We start from the raw sequence: 17,636 nt of genomic DNA on the forward strand, positions 1-17,636 counted from the left end.
ACCATTTTTACTATAACAAATATTTAATGCAGATGCAAAAAAGATATTGATGAAAGCGCTTTATAGGTGTAAAATATTACTAGGGTAACATTTTATAATACCGTGTTGTAGGAGGAAGTTAAAATGAATTATGAAAAATTATTTACACCGATGAAAATAGGTAAGATGGAAGTAAAAAACCGTTTATCTTTTTCACCAATGGGGACAAACTCAGCATTTACTAATGGTCGAAAAGATGAACAAGAAATTGATTATTTCATTCGCCGTGCTAAAGGTGGCGTAGGGATGATTGTTAATGGTTGTCAAATGTTAAATGAAGCAATCGCCCAAGGGTCAATGGAAGGATATCTTGATAGTTATTCAGTTTTACCAGCACTTACTAGTATGGTTGATGGGGTTCATCGTTATGGTGCTAGAATTATTTGTCAAATTTCACCAGGTACAGGAAGAAATGCTTTCCCTGATACTAACGGAAATCCGCCAATGTCAGCTTCTGCTATTCCAAGTGCTTTTGATCCAAACGTTATTTGTCATGCTTTAACAAAAGATGAAATTAGTAATATTATGAAAATGACAGAATTTGCAGCTGGTGTTGCACGTGACGCTGGATATGATGGTATTGAAATTCATGCTCATGCAGGATATTTAATTGACCAGTTTATGTCTCCTTGCTGGAACAAAAGAACTGATGAATATGGAGGATCATTTGAAAATAGAGCTAGATTTCCACGAGAAATGGTTGCTGCTATTAGAAGAGCAGTTGGGCCTGATATGCCAATTATTTTCCGTATTTCATTAGATCATCGTTTTGAAGGCGGGCGTACTCTAGAAGAATCAATGAAATTATTAGAAGCTTTAGATGATGGAAACATTGATGCTTTTGATATTGATGCTGGAAGTTATGAAACATTAGATTATATTTTCCCACCAGCATATTTAGGAACAGCTTGTATGGATTATGTTTGTAAAGAAGCTAGAAAACATACTGATAAACCACTTTTAAATGCTGGAAATCATGATCCTGAATCAGCCCTTAGATTAATTGAATCTGGTGAAGCAGATTTTGCATCATTAGGTAGACCTTTGATTGCTGATCCTGATTTACCAAAAAAATTAATGAAGGGATTAAGAAAAGAAGTAAGACCATGTATTCGCTGTAATGAATTCTGTATTGGACGTATTTGGAATAATCATACTAAATTAGGATGTGCTGTTAATACTGAGGCAATGGAAGAAGTAAGATTCCATCTTGAAAAAACAGATGATCCTAAAAATGTTGTTATTGTTGGTGCAGGGCCTGCTGGTTTAGAAGCTGCTAGAGTTGCGGCTTTAGAAGGACATCATGTTTCAATTTATGATAAAGGTAGTCGTTTAGGTGGAACAATGAGAACAATTGCTACAGCTAAATTTAAAACAAAGATTAAAGAATTAGCAGATTATTTTGAATACCAGTTAGATAAATTAGGTGTTGACGTTCATTTAAATACTACTGTAACTGGTGAAGAAGAATTTTTAGAAAAAGCAGATGTAATCTTTGTAGGAACAGGAACCGTACCAGTAATTCCAAATATTCCAGGTATTGATAATAGTAAGGTTATTGATATTATGACAGCGCATAGTGATGAAAGCTTAATTAAAGGTGACGATATTGTTATTTGTGGTGGCGGACTTTCTGGATGTGACGTAGCATTAGAACTTGCAAGTGAAAAAGGAAAGAAAGTTACAATTATTGAAATGACTGAAGAATGCGCAAAAGATGCAATGTTTATTAATAAGATTACATTATTTAATCAATTAGCTAAAAATAATGTTACTTTAATGACAAATACTAAAGTTGTTTCAATTGATGAAGATGGTGTTCATGTTGAAACATCCAAAGGAGAAAAAATTGTTGAAGCAGATACAATTATTTCAGCCTTTGGTATGAAACCATTAACTGATATTGCTGATATAATTGACAGTAAATATCATAATAAAACTCGTAAAATTGGAGACTTATATAAAATTGGAAAAATCGGTAATGCTATTCGTGAAGGATATTATGCCGGTTCATCAATTGACTAGTTAAAAGGCTATGCTTTAAAACATAGCCTTTTAATATTTATAATTGTATAAATATATTGACTTAAGTTAGTTGAACATATGAAAGTATGTTAAAACCATGGAGTGGTAAGTAGTTATGCAAAAAAATCTTTTTGAGGAAAGCGATAGCTTGAATGAAGAATGAAAGTAGCGCCTTGAGATGCAAACAAATAGTAGAGACTTATAGTTGTACTAAAAATGTGCCTTTAATAATTTAGATGATGAATCATTAAAAATAAAGAATCCAATAAAAGCAAGAATCATTGTAATTGTTTCTAGAATAGTAAAAAATATTTTTTGTTATATTTACTCATACAATTGACTACCATATATTACTTATAACTAATATTGGAATGCCTGGATTGCTTATTAGTTTATCTTAATTATAAGTTTTAAAAACTTATAAATTTTAATGAAATTTGAATATTAAATAATCAATGATATTCAACAAAATCGCTTCATGTTATAATTAAGATAACAAGTAACAAGGAGGAAGGAAAATGAGATACAAAATATTAGGTGACTCGGATTGTCCATTAGTGCATATTGAATTAGGGATGAATGAAAAAGCTAAGATTGAAAGAGGCGCTATGGCTTATGTTTCTAATGTTGATTTAGAAGGGAAAATGAATAGTTCTAAAAAAGGCCTTGGTGGTGTTTTAGGAGCAATAGGCAGAAGTCTTACTAGTGGTGAAAGTATGTTTATGACACATGCAACAGGAAATAGTAATGATGCATATATCGGAATTGCACCTGCTATTCCAGGTAAGATTCATTGTTTACATGTAGAAGCAAATAAACAATATTGTTTAAATACTGGAGCTTTTTTAGCCAGTGATGAAAGTGTTGATTATATTATGAAATCACAAAATGTTGGAAAAGCATTGTTTGGGGGAACTGGTGGCTTCTTTATTATGCAAAGTCAAGGTGAAGGAGATCTTTTAGTAAGTGCTTTTGGAGATATTTTGCCACTAGAAGTGACTCCTGATTATCCTGTTACAATTGATAATGAACATGTTGTTGCCTGGGATGCTTCTTTAAATTATGATATTCATGTTGCTAGTGGGTTATTTGGTTTTACGACGGGTGAAGGTCTTGTTAATGAGTTTCATGGTAGTGGAACAGTTTTAATTCAAACTAGAAATGTTCATAATTTAGCGGATGCAATACGCCCATTTTTACCATCATCTAACTGATTAAGTAAAAAGATTTAATGAGATGAACCGTATTATATTAATAATGACGGTTCATTTTCATTAAAATTGGTAAAGAAAATAATTATTAATATTGTATATTAAAAATATAAATTTTATTTGTGTAAACTGATGATTGGGGTGTTTATAGTTTTTTAGTTAGTATCTTGATTTTAATAATAGGACTGCTATGTTAAAAAAATTATGATTTAGTATTTATAAAGATTACATTATTTTGCTAATGATTTTCTTAGATAAAAATAATAAAGAATATTTACATAAGATAAAAAATCATTATGATAAAATCGTTGAAGGTGAATTAGAATTAGTAAAAATATTTAATTAATTACACTTAACTTATTCAAAAATTAGAAGAAAATATATATGTAAAGATGTATGAATCGATTGAGCTCGTAGATATGGCAATAATAATTGCTGATTTAAGAAAAAACGAAAAACATATATTTTCGATTATGGTTAGGTAATAAAAATAGATTGTCAAAATTATTATCATCTGTTAATAAAAATGCTGTAGAAAATTTATTTACGCTAATACTTCAAGTAAATCAACTTTTTTAAAGACGTTTGGTGTTAATCTTATTATGGCTAAAGCATGTCATATATATTTTAGTGAATCGTTGTCAGTGAAACCATTAATACTAAATCATCAGTATTTATTACTGCTCACGATTTAGCTTTAGTCAATTTTTTAGATTATCTACAATATCTTTTTATGGATAAAGTAAAAAAGTTTTATTATGACCATAAAATAAAAAAGGATTTCCAAGATGGCAATGGTATTAAATTAATACATGACTAATTAAATGAGACAATATTAGTATAAAAGGATTTTCAAGGCAATTGATAATCAAAATTTTATTTAATAAAAATATTATTAAGAAAAGAGGAAAAAAATGAAATTTTTAAATTATGGTTCGTTAAATATTGATAAAATATATGAAGTTGAGCATTTTGTTCGGGCTAAAGAAACTTGTGCATCACTGAGTTACTATGAATTACCAGGTGGTAAAGGTTTAAATCAGTCAATTGCTTTAGCTCGTTTGAATATTCCGGTTTATCACGCTGGAAAGATTGGCAAAGATGGTTTATTTTTAAAAGACCTTTTAGAAAAACAAGGAGTTAATACTAAATATTTACAAATAAGTGATGAAGTTAGTGGTCACGCTATTATTCAAGTTGATCAGCAAGGTGAAAATTGTATTTTACTTTATGGTGGGGCTAATCAAACTATTACTAGTGATGAAATCAAAATGACTTTTAAGGATTTTTCTAAAGGAGATTGTCTATTTTTACAAAATGAAGTTAATCGTATTGATGAAATGATCAACTTAGCTAAAGAAAAAGAAATGCTTGTTGTTTTAAATCCTTCACCAGCAAATAATATCAAAGAAAAAATTTCTTTTGAACAGATTGATTATTTAATTTTAAATGAAGTTGAAGGACAAGTATTAACCAATCAAGAAAAGCCAGAAAAAATATTAGAGACATTAATTCAGGAATATCCGCATATAAAAATTATTTTAACTTTAGGAGGTCAGGGAGCTATTTATCAAGATTGTCAGCAAATCATTAGACAGTCTGCATATCCTTGTTCGTGTTTAGATACAACTGGTGCTGGGGATACTTTTACAGGCTTTTTCTTTAGTGTTTATTTTACTAGTAATGATATTAGCTATGCTTTAAAAAAAGCAGCTCAAGCTTCTAGTTTAGCAATTACTAGAAAAGGTGGTGCTAGTGCTATCCCAACGTGGCAAGAACTTGAAAAAAATAATTAGGAGGATTTTATGGAATTACAGCTAAATAAAGTGTATCGCCATTTTAAGGGCAAAAAATATCGCGTGTTATATTTAGCAACCCATAGTGAAACTTTAGAACAATTGGTAATTTATCAGGCGCTTTATGGCGATTATGAAATTTTTGCTCGACCATTAGAAATGTTTATCTCCAAAGTTGACAAAGAACGTTATCCTGATGCTAGTCAGGAATATCGTTTTGAATGTATTGAATAAGATGTTTTAAAAACTGTTTTTACTTCTTTAGGGCTACTTGGTATAATTATTAGTTCAGTTATTGGTTTTATTTTTAATTGTGTTGTAAGTTTTTTTATTACTCAATTATTTTTAGAATAGGTAAGATCTTTTGTAATGATGTTAGCTGGATTATTATCTAGAGTAGGATTAGGAAGGATTGTTTAGTTAAAATATGACAAAAATTAAATACAGACATTGTAGGTCGTATTTGTAGTGATAAAAGGTAATTTAATTACATTGATTATTTAGATATTGAAATTGATGATACTTATAAAACCACGAAAGTTTTTCGTGGTTTTAATATATTTAAGTAATGTAAAAGACTTTTGACAGACAAAAAAAGTACTTTAAGTTATACTTTTTATGAAAGGAGGGAGAAAATGCAATTAGGAAAACATATAAAACAATTGCGCCATGAAAAATCATTATCACAAGAAAAACTAGCTGAAATGGTTTATGTATCTAGACAAACTATTTCTAATTGGGAAAATGATAAAAGTTATCCTGATATTAATAGTCTGGTTTTATTAAGTCAGGTTTTAGATGTTACTATCGATCAATTAATAAAGGAAGATATTGAAATGATGGAAGAACAAATTAATCAAGATGATATTAGAAAATTTGGGTATCTGAGTAATATTTTTGCGGTAATGATGTTGATTACAATTATTACACCAATTCCATTAGTCCATTATTTATCATATCTTGGATTAGGAATTTGGTTACTAATTTTTGCAGCTACGTTCTATATATCGATATTAGCAGAAAAAGAGAAAAAAAGATTAAATATTCAAACATATAAAGAAATCCTGTCTTTTATGGATGGAAAACAGCTTGATAAAATTAATCAGGCTCGAGAAGAGGGGAAACGACCATATCAAAAAATTATTTATGCTTTTGTTGTAGGACTAATTACTTTGATCATTAATTTAATTATCTTGTTTTTTCTGTTATAAGGTGAAGTGTTGATGGAAACGAATAATAAATTTTATTAAATAGTAAAGATGATTACTTTATATAATTATTGAAGATCTTGTTATTATTACGGTTTTTTATTAGTAGTTAAATTGTTAAAAAACTTTGAAATCGAGTTATTCTCATGTTTTCATTACAAAATAACAATTGAATAGGCATAAAAATCGCCATAATGGCGATTTTTTTAAAACCAGTGTTTCTTTTTAAAATATATCAATAACACAATACTGACGATAATACTACCAGCGATAAAGATTGGGTAACCATAAAGGCTATTTAATTCGGGCATATATTTAAAATTCATGCCATACCAGCCAACCATTAAGGTAAGTGGTAAAAAAATGGCGGTAATCAAAGTAAATATTTTCATTAGATTATTTTGTTCAATATCAATTTGGGACTGATAAGCTTCACGCATCTGCGTAACATAATCACGTAAATTTAAAACACCAAGCTGTAAACGATCAATCCGATTATGAATTATATTTAATTTTCGCAAAGCTTCATCATCAAAAAATTTGTTTTCATTTTCTAAAAAGCCATCAAAAATTACTTGAAGCTGATTGTAATAATGTTTTAAATTTAACAGCTGTTTTCTAAATTTAATAATTTTATTTAAATAATCTTTTTTACTGTCTTTAATAGCATTGTCTTCAGCAATTGTTATTATTTTTTCAAATTCATCAATATTTTCCATATCGTCACTAATTAATTCAATGAAAAATAACCGTAATAGCTCTTGATTACTGCGATGAAAATTTTCTTTAAATAATTGATCAAATTTATTAAATAATTTATGATCTTCGATAAAAATTAATAAGTTATTAAAATCAAAATATAGTAGAATTCGTTTTTGTTTAGCAATTCGTGATTTACTATTAAAGTAATCAAAACTAACTAAAATATAATTTTCATAGACCTCAAAAACAGTAGCATTATGTTTAGTTAGATGTTCGTTTAATATATTTATAGTATTTATATTTAATTCATTGCTATTTATTTGTTCAAATTTAAATATTTTGTTCATTATAATTCACCTAGCCTTAAATTAATAATACCATAGATATGATTAATTACGATAAAATTATTAGTTTAATCAAAATAAGTTCAAATTTATAATAAGATAAATTTACCTAGGTGATAATATCTATGGGTAATTATTAACAGTAGTCAAAAAAAGTCATTATTGTTATTCATGATTTTAAAGAAACTGAAGTTGTTTTTACTAATGAAGATTGGCAAAGATTTTATTTAACGATTGATGAAAATAAAATAATTGTTTTAAGTAGTCTCAATACCATTTTTTTATTTAGTTATGTGATTTAGTTACAGAACTATTTTGTTAAAACGGTTATGATATTGATGAATTAGGTATGATAAGGAGAAAGATTATGAATAAAAGAACTTTAATTATTGGTGGTGTTGCCGGTGGGGCAACAACTGCCACAAGGCTTCGTCGACGTGATGAAAATAGAGAAATTATTGTATTTGAAAGAGGAGAATATATTTCGTATGCCAATTGTGGTTTGCCATACTATATTGGTGATACAATCAAAAGTCGTGATGCTTTACTATTACAAACTCCAGAAGCGATGAAAGATAAATATAATATTGATGTTAGGATTAAAAACGAGGTTTTAGAGATTGATCCTGATGCGAAAAAAGTAATTGTTAAAGACTTAAAAACAGACAAGACTTATGAAGAAAGTTATGATGACTTAGTGATTGCAACTGGTTCATCACCATTAAAACCACAAATTCCAGGCATTGATCATAAAAATATTTTTACTTTATGGAACGTTAATGACATGGATAATATTAAGAGTTACATTAATGAAAATAAAATAAGCAGTGCAGCTGTAATTGGCGGTGGTTTTATTGGCTTAGAAATGGCTGAAAATCTTGACCACGCAAATCTTGAAGTTACATTAATTGAAATGCAAAATCAAGTTATGGCACCGCTTGATTTAGAAATGGCAAATTTGCTTCATGAAAATATTATTGCTAACGGTGTTGATTTAATTTTAAATGATGGAGTAAAAGCTTTTGAAGATGCTGGTGAAAAGATTAAAATTATTTTAACAAGTGGTCAGGAAGTTATTGTTGATATGGTCGTTTTGTCAATTGGGGTTAAACCTAATAGTGAATTAGCTGCAAAAGCTAATTTAGCTTTGAACGCTAAAAAAGGAATAATTGTCGATGAATATTTAAAAACATCAGCTGATCATATTTATGCAGTTGGTGATGTAATTGAAGTTGACAATTTTATCACAAAAGAAAAAACAATGATTCCTTTAGCTGGACCGGCTAATAAACAAGCCCGTATTTTAGCTGATAACTTATGTGGTGATCAAAAAAAATATCATGGTAGTCAAGGAAGTGCGATTGCTAAGGTCTTTGATTTAAATGCAGCTAGTGTGGGAATTAATGAAAAACAACTAAAAGCTATGAAAAAAGTTAAAAATAAAGATTATTTTACCGCTTTGATTAATCAAAAGTCTCATGCTGGTTATTATCCTGGTGCTACTAATTTAACTCTAAAGATGATTTTTGATGCTGATGGTAAAATTTATGGTGCTCAAATAGTTGGCCAAGATGGAGTTGATAAGCGAATTGATACTTTAGCAACAACGATTAGATTAAAGGGAACAATTTATGATTTAATGAAATTGGAATTATCATATGCACCGCCTTTTTCTTCAGCAAAAGATCCTGTTAATATGTTAGGATACGTAGCAGAAAATATCTTAAGTCATAAAGCAAGATTCATTGAATGGGATGAAGTTGATGCGCTTTTAGAAGATAAAAAAGATGATTTTGTCATCTTAGATGTTACTGAAGAAATGGAACGAATGGTTTTTGCAATCAAAGATTCGTACCATATTCCACTTGGAAAATTACGTCAACGAATAAATGAATTAGATAAAAGTAAGTTAATTATTCCATACTGTGCAATTGGGGTTCGTTCTTATAATGCTGCTAGAATTTTAATGCAAAATGGATTTAAACAAGTTGCGATTTTATCTGGAGGAACAAGTTTTTATAAATCAATGCATTATCAACAAAAAGTAACTAAAAAGAAAAATAGTTCTAATGATCATCCTAATATTAATAGTGATCAGGAGATGAAAATTTTAGATTGTTGTGGATTACAGTGTCCTGGTCCAATTATGAAAGTAAACGAAACTTTAAATGAGATGGAAAATGATGAAATTTTAAAAGTTTCTGCTAGTGATATGGGCTTTTTAAAAGATGTTGCTTCATGGTGTGATAAAACAGGCAACACATTATTAAAAAGTGAACGTGTTGCTCAAGAAAATATTGCCTATATTAAAAAAGGAACGGCTTCGACAGTAAAAAAATCAGAAGTTAAAGAAGGAAAAACCTTAGTAGTATTTAGTGGAGATTTGGATAAAGTATTAGCATCATTTATTATTGCAAATGGTGCAGCAGCAATGAATCGTCCCGTGACCATGTTCTTTACATTTTGGGGATTAAATGCGTTACGTAAAAATGAACATGTAAAAGTGAAAAAGCCACTAATTGATAAATTATTTGGCTTAATGATGCCACGAGGAAGTCAGAAGTTAAAATTATCAAAAATGAATATGGCAGGAATGGGGACAGCGATGCTTAAAAAAGTTATGAATGACAAAAATGTTGATTCTTTAGAAACCCTAATGAAAACTGCAATGGCCAACGGAGTAAGATTAGTTGCTTGTACAATGTCAATGGATATTATGGGAATTACTAAAGACGAATTAATCGATGGTGTAGAATTTGGTGGTGTCGCTAGTTATTTAGGAGATGCAGAAGAAGGCAATGTAAATCTATTTATTTAACAAAATTATTATTTTAACGATGCTAAGGCTTGTTTGTTGATTAAGTGGATCTTTCCTCTTGATAAATGAACATAGCCTTCTTTTGCAAAATGCTTTAACATTCTAGAAACTACTTCGCGTGCAGAGTTTAAATCTTGGGCAATCTGTTCATGAGTTATTTTAATATCCAGACTATTAGTACGATCACTTGCTTCGATTAGGTATGCAGCTAAGCGCTGATCAAAACTCATAAATAATAATTGCTGCATCGCCCACATTACATCGGAAAAACGTTCTGTTGCCAGTTTATATGAAAATAATTCGACGTATATATTTTGTTTTGACAGTTGTAAAAAAGCCGCAGAACTAATTTGAATTATTTGGCAGGTTGTTTTTGCTTCCACTAAAACTTCAAAATCGATAGAATCTAAAATGCAAGCTGCAGATAAAACACAAACATTATGTGGCTGTAAATAAAATAAGGTAATTTCTTTGCCTTCATTAGAAATCATATAAGTGCGAAGTTTGCCACTAACGATAATTAAGATTCCGACACAATCATTTTTACCATGGTGGATTAATTGCCCACTTTGATATTCGATAATTGAAGCATTATTAATTAAAATATTTTTTTCATTTTGGTTAAGATGTTGCCAAAAAGGTAAAGTTTGTTTTAATAAATGATAATCTTTTAACATACTATTCTCCTTTGAATTATAAAATAATTATAACTTAAATACCGTAATAATAAAACATATGTTATTCTTTAATACAATATATTTATTGTCATCGGGTAATTAAATATTTTTTAGGGAAGAAGCTGATGATTGAAAAATAATTATTAAAATATATTGTTCCTAGTTACTAATGATAATCTGAGGAATCTTAAAATATTTAATGAAATAAAAAGATTATTTTCTAAGGAAAAATGATTAGATTTTAAAATTTCAATTGTACTTATATCTAATTGTTTAAAAAAAAGCACATCACTCATTCGAGTATGTGCTTTTTGTTTGAAATTAAACGCAATTAGTTATTTTAACGCGTTATAGTCTTTTAAGATTAATTTCTTTTTTCATGATTCTTTGACTAGTTATATAAGCAATTACCATGATTAAAAAAGAAATATCAAAAGGACTCTTTAATGTTAATACAATTACAAATATTGATACAATAACACCAATCAATTGAATAGAAAACGATTGAATTTTTAATTGGTAGCGTTTTATAATACGATATTGTTTAATAAATTGATGAAGCGTAATATAAAATGCAAAAACAGCAACGAGAAAATCAATAGAAATATGAATCAAATAATGACCTGTCAAAAATTCTTTGAGAAACATCAAAACAATATAACCACACATCGTAATCCAAAGACCAGATATCTTATAGCGCTGTTCATCGTTATATTTCATTTCCTTGATTTTAGATTTGAAATTTATGTTCTTTTCAACTTGTTGAACATAGTTTTTAGTTGATAAACGAGTGAATTTTGAGATATCATTTATATTTTCCTGATGTTTTAAAAGTTGATTTAAAACTTCGGATATAATGATATTTGCTTTTAAGCTTTTAGACTGATGTCTAAAAACATATGCTTCAATTTCTTGATACCAATTAAAATATTGATCATTTAAAGATTTAATTAATGCAATATTTTCATCATACAAATCATATTTGTTATCTTTTTTCTTCATTATTGAACCTTCAAAATAGAATGACTTACTTCACTAATATGCGAATTAAAGAAAGCTTTCATTAATTGAACCATGTAGTAAGTATCTTTAACACCAGCAGTTTCATATGTTGAATGCATTGCCAGTTGTGGTAAACCAATATCAACACTATTCATTGATACTTGTGACATAGCGATATTTCCCAAAGTACTACCACCTAATTCATCAGAACGGTTTGCATAGAATTGTAAAGGAACATCGGCCTTTTGACATAAGTCTTTTAAAATGGCGATACTAACACCATCACTAGTATATTTTTGACCAGCATGTGATTTTACGACAACACCTTCATTCATATAAACACAGTTTGCAACATCAGTTTTACCTGGATGATTTGGATGTACTGCATGAGCATTGTCAGCACTTAACATAAAACTACAGGCAAGAGCTCGATAATAGTCTTCTTCAGTTTTTCCAAGCGCAGCATTGACACGTTTTAATACATCATATAAGAATGTTGATCCAGCACCTTGTTTTGATTGTGAACCAACTTCTTCATTATCAAAACATGCTAGAACATTAATTGATTCATCATTATAACCGGCAAGGAATCCTTTTAGTGATGTAAATCCGCATTGTAAATCATCAAGATGAGCTGATGAGATAAATTCTTCATTAGCACCCCAAATTGATGGAGCAGTACGGTTATATAAATATAAATCACTACCATAAATATCTTTTTCATCAACATTTAATTCATTAGCAATTAATTTTTTAAAATCACCAGGTTTAGTTTGAGCCCCACCAAACAAAGGTAACATATCGATTTGCTTATTATAAGCATAACCTTCATTTACCCCACGGTTCATATGAATAGCCATGTTAGGTATTAAAACAAGATCACGATCAATATTTAATAATCTAGTTATAAATTGATTTCCTTCTTTAACTAAAACTCTACCAGCGATAGATAAAGGTTTATCAAACCAGGTTGCACATAACATGCCACCATAACCTTCAGTATTTAATTGAGTATATTTTCCTTTTACTTCAATTTCAGCATTTTCTTTAATTTTAAAAGTTGGATAATCAGTGTGTGAAGCAGCTACATTGAAACCATAGTTATCTAATTTTGTTCCAACATGGAATGCAATGATACTTGAATTATTTCTTGTTACAAAATATTTACCACCAGGTGTAATATCCCAGCGTTGACTTTCTAATATTTCTACAAATCCATTTTCTAATAATTCATTTCTAATGTTTTCAACAGCATGAAATGCAGTTGGACTTTTTTGAAGAAAATCTAATAATTCTCGAGAAATCTCTTTATACATATATTATGATACCTCCTTTTTTTTGTATATCATAACATATCCTCCTGGGTTACCAAAAGGATATGTCTGATTTTTTATTCAATTGCTTCTTTTTCACGTTTTTTAATAGCAGGCATAATTAATCCTAATGCTGTTAAAACAATTGGGGTAATAACGTTTAAAAGCATAGTGAAAGTATCAGTTGAATACATACCTAATAAACAACATGCTGCCGTTACAATAAAGCACCACCAGCCAAAGAATTTTGCTACTGCTTGATTTTTAACAAATCGATATTCAGCAGGGAATTTTTCAATAGCTCTTCGTAAAGCAATATAAGCAACAAATACCCATAAATAACGAAGTGGCATACATACAGAATTTAACTTATTTAATTGTGTTAATACTGCAGCAGCTCCAGGAACAAATGATTGAATTAAAATAATAGATCCTGATAAAACTACAACCATTTTAATACCATTGATATATGCACCGTATTTATTTTTCTTCAATAATTTTGAAGGAATAAATTGACGAGCATCTTCGTTATCTAATAACATTCTTAATGGAGCATCGATACTTAATACTAAAGTTGAAAATTGTCCAATCATATTACATAATGCATAAATAATCATTAAAGCATCACCAATATGATAATATTCACCTAAAGATTGGAAAGCCCAATAAGCACCATTAGATACATATGAATTAAATGATTCTTCACTAGCATTGATAACTGCTGGATCAAACATCATACCCATTGCAATTGTTCCTAAAATAGCACAAACTACAACCATAATTGCTAGAGTAATCATCCCTTTAGGAAATCCTTTGGAAGGATTTTCTACCTTATTTACATAAGGTGATATTTTTTCACAACCACCAACTGCAAAGACTAGAATGGACAGCGATGTAAAATAATTGGAATTAAACTGAGGGATTATTTTATCCCAACTAAAATCCAGTGAAACAAAACCACCATTTGGGTTAATTGCTGGTGCTGCAAACATCATAATAATGTATAAAATAGACATAACAAACATACTAGTTCCAGCAACAGTAGCTAGTTTCTTTAATGGATTTAATCCACGGCTAGCAACCCAGCAGAAAAATAAAAAGACTGCTAAAGTAGCAAGCTGAATACCAAGTGTTGGTAAAGTATCATAAGTTTCGGCATCGCGGAAAATAGCCCAGCTTAATGCTTTTAAACCACCACTTCCTTTACTTGCAATATAAGTAATGTGACATGCCCAATAAGTCCAACCAGCATAGTAAGCTAGTTTTGGCCCCATTGTTTCATGAATCCATGAACTTACACCACCACCTAAATTTTTAAATGCTGATCCTAATTCACCTACCATTAAAGCATATGGTACGAAATAAAGAGCGAACATTAAAATCCAGCTGAAAATAACTTGAATTCCGTTGAAATAAACAAAGCCATTAACAACATTTCCAAAACCCCATACAGTAGAAAATGCCATAAACGCCAGGTTATACCAAACGATTTTTTTAGAATTTTCTTTAGAATTTTCCATATTTTCCTCCTTAATAATTTATAGTGTCTAAACCAATTAATCGTTTAATTGGAAAACCCCAGCTATTTAGGTTTTATCAATAAACTTAAATACTTTAATAAAAAGAAAGTTAAGTTTATATTATTGGTTTTAATCATTTTAACTAAAAAAGTTTTTAATAATCATTATAAAATATTTTGGCAAAATTTTATTACAAAATACTTTATCAAGCTATAAAACCAAATCATTTATTATCATTTTAAAACAATAACTAGTTTTATTGGGGTAAGTTAAATATTGCTTTTGATTATTTGATGTAAAATTATAGAAAATAACAAATTATTAGGTATTATCTATAACAGTTAAATTTTTAGTTATCTGATAATATTGTATTAATGTTTAAACATTTGTACAATTACCAACTTTCTCATTATAACAAAAAAATGTGATTATTGCTAATAATTAGCGGTTTTCGTAATTTTTTTAAATTTTGTTATTTTGTAAATATTGTTGTAATCTGAAATATGCAATATAATTATAAAATAGAATATTATTAAAAGCTGCTATAAAAATATTTAATAAATAGAGGGACTAATATGGAATATAAAGACTATATTGATGATGTAAAAAAATTAATTAAAAACATGAGTGAACAAGAAAAAACAGATTGGATATATAATTATGCAAGAACTTGTAATAAGAGTAATTGGCATGATTTATTAAAATCACTTATTTCAAAAACAATTGAAGATGTTCAATTTAACCAAGATGAATTTGATCAAGATGAATTTGATCAATTTATTGATGAAGTAGAAAATCAAGAATTATGGATTGAAAGTCGGGAAGAAGAATACTACGATGAATCTGTTCATGATTATAATAGTAACACAGTTTATTTAACTAACTGTAAATTATTAATAGCTTTAAATAATTATATATCTACAGCAATTAAATTAATAGAAAATGAAGATTATTTAATAGGATTTGAGATTTTAGATAAATTATCACAACTGATAGTAGTGACTAATAATGAGTATGGATATGTTGAAGAGCTATCTTTAAATGATCTATATGATCGAAATTTAATATGGGTTGTAAAATATGTGTATTATCAAAATTTTTTATATGCAGCATTTAATATTAACAAAAGTATTGAAGAGATATATCTAATTTTTAAACAATATGGAAAACAAGATTTAGTGTTTAGTGATCTATTAGCTTTTGGCAGTCAGGAATTAAAATTTGATCATCAGTTTTATCAAAACTGGATTGATTTTTTAGAAAACGAACCAGGTGATTTAGCGGCTAATTTAATAAAAGATGCCTGTTATTTAGATGGGGGTATTGATAAATTAACGGCTACTGTTACTAAGATTGGTGAGATACACCCATTGCTTTATCAAGAAACAATTAATCTATACTTAAAGAAAAATGATATTGACCAGGCAGTAAAAATTGGATTACAAGCAATTGCTAAAATACCTGAACAATTTATTGCAAGAGCTAACATTGCTAAGACACTAATACCATATTATAGTGATAAAGCCTTTCTTTATGAAGTAGCATTTTTATCTAATCCAACTGTATTTAATTGTTTACGATTGTATAGCGAAAAATGTGATTTTGATTATATAAAAGAAACTTTTAAACAGATAAATTATCAAGATGATAACGTTATTTTTAGTAGTCAAGCTGAAGAATATGCAATTAATTGTCTCAATAATTATCAAAGACAAATTATTAATTACTTATTAAATGATTTTGATATAATTGAAAAACTAGATGAAATTGAATCTTTGGATATTAAAGAAATATTTATGTTTTTATCAATAATGTTATTAAAAGATCATAATCTAAATTTTGTTGCTGATAAAAACATTATAGAAGAATTAGAAAATTATTTCGATATTTCTGATTTTGATAAAAATAATTTTGAAAAATATCTTAAACTTTGGAAACAATCTATCAATATTAATGAAATTCAAAAAGAAAAATTAATTAATTGGCTAACAAAATCAATAATAATTGATAATATGTACAAAGAAAATTATGTAAATAAAGATAAAAAATTGGCTAGTTTAATTGTCGGCTTAGCAGAAGTTTTGTATAGTAATCAAGAAATTGAAAACATCGAAACCTATATTCAAGAATATCTTACAAAATATTCATGTTCAGCTAAGTTAAAAAGCGAATTGATGCTTGCTAGTCAACAAATCATAGATTTAAATAATAATTATTAACAAGTATTAATAGTTCTGGATATTTAAATAAAGGAGTGAGGACCATGAATGATTCATATAAAATAAAAGCTGATATTTTAACTGATGCTTTGCCATATATGCAAGATTTTGAAGGAAAAATAATGGTTATTCAATATAGTTGTAATAATTATGCATCACCTGAACAAGAAAAAAGAATTATGCATGATATATCTTTATTACATTTTTTAGGAGTACATCCAGTAGTTGTTCATTCTAATAAAAGTGGTGTCGATATTTTTAGAGAAAACAAAAGAATAGCAGCATTATTAGAAACAAATAATTTAAAAGCTATTGGTATTTGTGGGATTGATTTACAAACGATTAGGATATTGATTGATAATCAATATATACCAGTTGTGATTCCTAATGATATTCAAACTGAAAGTGAAAATATTTTTGTTGAAGATACTGCAAGAGAAATCGCTGTTAAACTAAAGGCTGATAAATTGATCTTTATGTCTAAAGATAAAGGATTGTTTGATGATAATGGTCAAATGCTTCCAATTATGTCATTAGCTACGTTAATTGAATATAATAAGTATCATGAACAAAAAGGGTATTTAAATTTAAAGGTGCAAAATGCTATTAAAGCTATTAATGGCGGAGTTCATCGTGTTCATATCATTGATGGGTTAATGGAACATAGTATTTTATTAGAACTTTTTAGCATTGAAGGAATTGGGACAGCTATTTTAGATAGCTTAGATAATTTATATAAACACGAACAACAATAAAATGATA

General features: G+C 28.4%; 13 protein-coding genes. 8 read left to right on the forward strand and 5 right to left on the reverse strand.

The genetic code is table 11. The annotated features are described in order from the left end of the window. Nucleotides 1–123: 123 nt before the first annotated feature. The 5 genes from ABGT36_RS06420 to ABGT36_RS06440 all read left to right on the forward strand — a co-directional run bounded on the left by ABGT36_RS06420 (nucleotide 124) and on the right by ABGT36_RS06440 (nucleotide 6,282). Nucleotides 124–2,064 carry an NAD(P)/FAD-dependent oxidoreductase gene (locus ABGT36_RS06420; RefSeq protein ID WP_346677297.1) on the forward strand — a complete coding sequence of 647 codons (1,941 nt, stop codon included), beginning with the start codon at nucleotides 124–126 and terminating at the stop codon, nucleotides 2,062–2,064. A gap of 518 nt (nucleotides 2,065–2,582) precedes the next feature. Continuing rightward, on the forward strand, nucleotides 2,583–3,278 hold the full coding sequence (locus ABGT36_RS06425; protein WP_087301700.1) for a TIGR00266 family protein: 696 nt from the start codon (nucleotides 2,583–2,585) through the stop codon (nucleotides 3,276–3,278). 911 nt (nucleotides 3,279–4,189) lie between these two features. After that, nucleotides 4,190–5,071 (forward strand): ribokinase, encoded by an 882-nt coding sequence (locus ABGT36_RS06430; RefSeq protein WP_346677299.1) that lies wholly within the window; start codon nucleotides 4,190–4,192, stop codon nucleotides 5,069–5,071. Nucleotides 5,072–5,080: 9 nt separating this feature from the next. Then, nucleotides 5,081–5,305: a DUF1653 domain-containing protein gene (locus tag ABGT36_RS06435; RefSeq protein WP_346677300.1), complete on the forward strand. Its 225-nt coding sequence runs from the start codon at nucleotides 5,081–5,083 to the stop codon at nucleotides 5,303–5,305. Between the two features lie 401 nt (nucleotides 5,306–5,706). Continuing rightward, a complete protein-coding gene (locus tag ABGT36_RS06440; protein WP_308698529.1) occupies nucleotides 5,707–6,282 on the forward strand; it encodes a helix-turn-helix transcriptional regulator in 576 nt (191 codons plus the stop codon). A 203-nt stretch (nucleotides 6,283–6,485) separates the two neighbouring features. On the opposite strand, the gene ABGT36_RS06445 is transcribed toward ABGT36_RS06440, so the two are convergent. Next, entirely contained in the window at nucleotides 6,486–7,328 is an 843-nt protein-coding gene (locus ABGT36_RS06445; protein WP_346677301.1) for a CorA family divalent cation transporter, read from the reverse strand. A 364-nt stretch (nucleotides 7,329–7,692) separates the two neighbouring features. On the opposite strand from ABGT36_RS06445, the gene ABGT36_RS06450 reads away from it, so the two are divergent. Further along, nucleotides 7,693–10,143, forward strand: a complete 2,451-nt coding sequence (locus tag ABGT36_RS06450) for an FAD-dependent oxidoreductase (protein WP_346677302.1) — start codon at nucleotides 7,693–7,695, stop codon at nucleotides 10,141–10,143. 8 nt (nucleotides 10,144–10,151) lie between these two features. Here ABGT36_RS06450 and ABGT36_RS06455 read toward each other — a convergent pair whose 3' ends face one another. The 4 genes from ABGT36_RS06455 to ABGT36_RS06470 all read right to left on the reverse strand — a co-directional run bounded on the left by ABGT36_RS06455 (nucleotide 10,152) and on the right by ABGT36_RS06470 (nucleotide 14,655). Next, nucleotides 10,152–10,820 (reverse strand): Crp/Fnr family transcriptional regulator, encoded by a 669-nt coding sequence (locus tag ABGT36_RS06455; protein WP_087302702.1) that lies wholly within the window; start codon nucleotides 10,818–10,820, stop codon nucleotides 10,152–10,154. Between the two features lie 348 nt (nucleotides 10,821–11,168). Next, complete coding sequence (locus ABGT36_RS06460) at nucleotides 11,169–11,822, reverse strand: hypothetical protein (RefSeq protein WP_346677304.1); 654 nt, start codon at nucleotides 11,820–11,822, stop codon at nucleotides 11,169–11,171. After that, the gene (locus ABGT36_RS06465) at nucleotides 11,822–13,138 is read right to left on the reverse strand and encodes a M18 family aminopeptidase (RefSeq protein WP_087302699.1); all 1,317 of its coding nucleotides are present in this window, start codon (nucleotides 13,136–13,138) and stop codon (nucleotides 11,822–11,824) included. Before ABGT36_RS06465 ends, ABGT36_RS06460 begins: the two co-directional genes overlap by 1 nt. A gap of 74 nt (nucleotides 13,139–13,212) precedes the next feature. Next, entirely contained in the window at nucleotides 13,213–14,655 is a 1,443-nt protein-coding gene (locus tag ABGT36_RS06470; protein WP_346677306.1) for an amino acid permease, read from the reverse strand. 575 nt (nucleotides 14,656–15,230) lie between these two features. Between ABGT36_RS06470 and ABGT36_RS06475 the strand changes: the two genes are divergently transcribed. Together ABGT36_RS06475 and ABGT36_RS06480 are read left to right on the forward strand one after the other, a co-directional pair. Continuing rightward, nucleotides 15,231–16,874, forward strand: coding sequence for a hypothetical protein (locus tag ABGT36_RS06475; RefSeq protein ID WP_346677308.1), 1,644 nt, complete (start codon nucleotides 15,231–15,233; stop codon nucleotides 16,872–16,874). A 44-nt stretch (nucleotides 16,875–16,918) separates the two neighbouring features. Next, a complete protein-coding gene (locus ABGT36_RS06480) occupies nucleotides 16,919–17,629 on the forward strand; it encodes a hypothetical protein (protein WP_346677310.1) in 711 nt (236 codons plus the stop codon). Nucleotides 17,630–17,636 lie beyond the last annotated feature (7 nt).

The organism is Erysipelatoclostridium sp. An173, assembly GCF_963931465.1.
Taxonomy (GTDB): Bacteria; Bacillota_I; Bacilli_A; order Erysipelotrichales; family Coprobacillaceae; genus Thomasclavelia; species Thomasclavelia merdavium.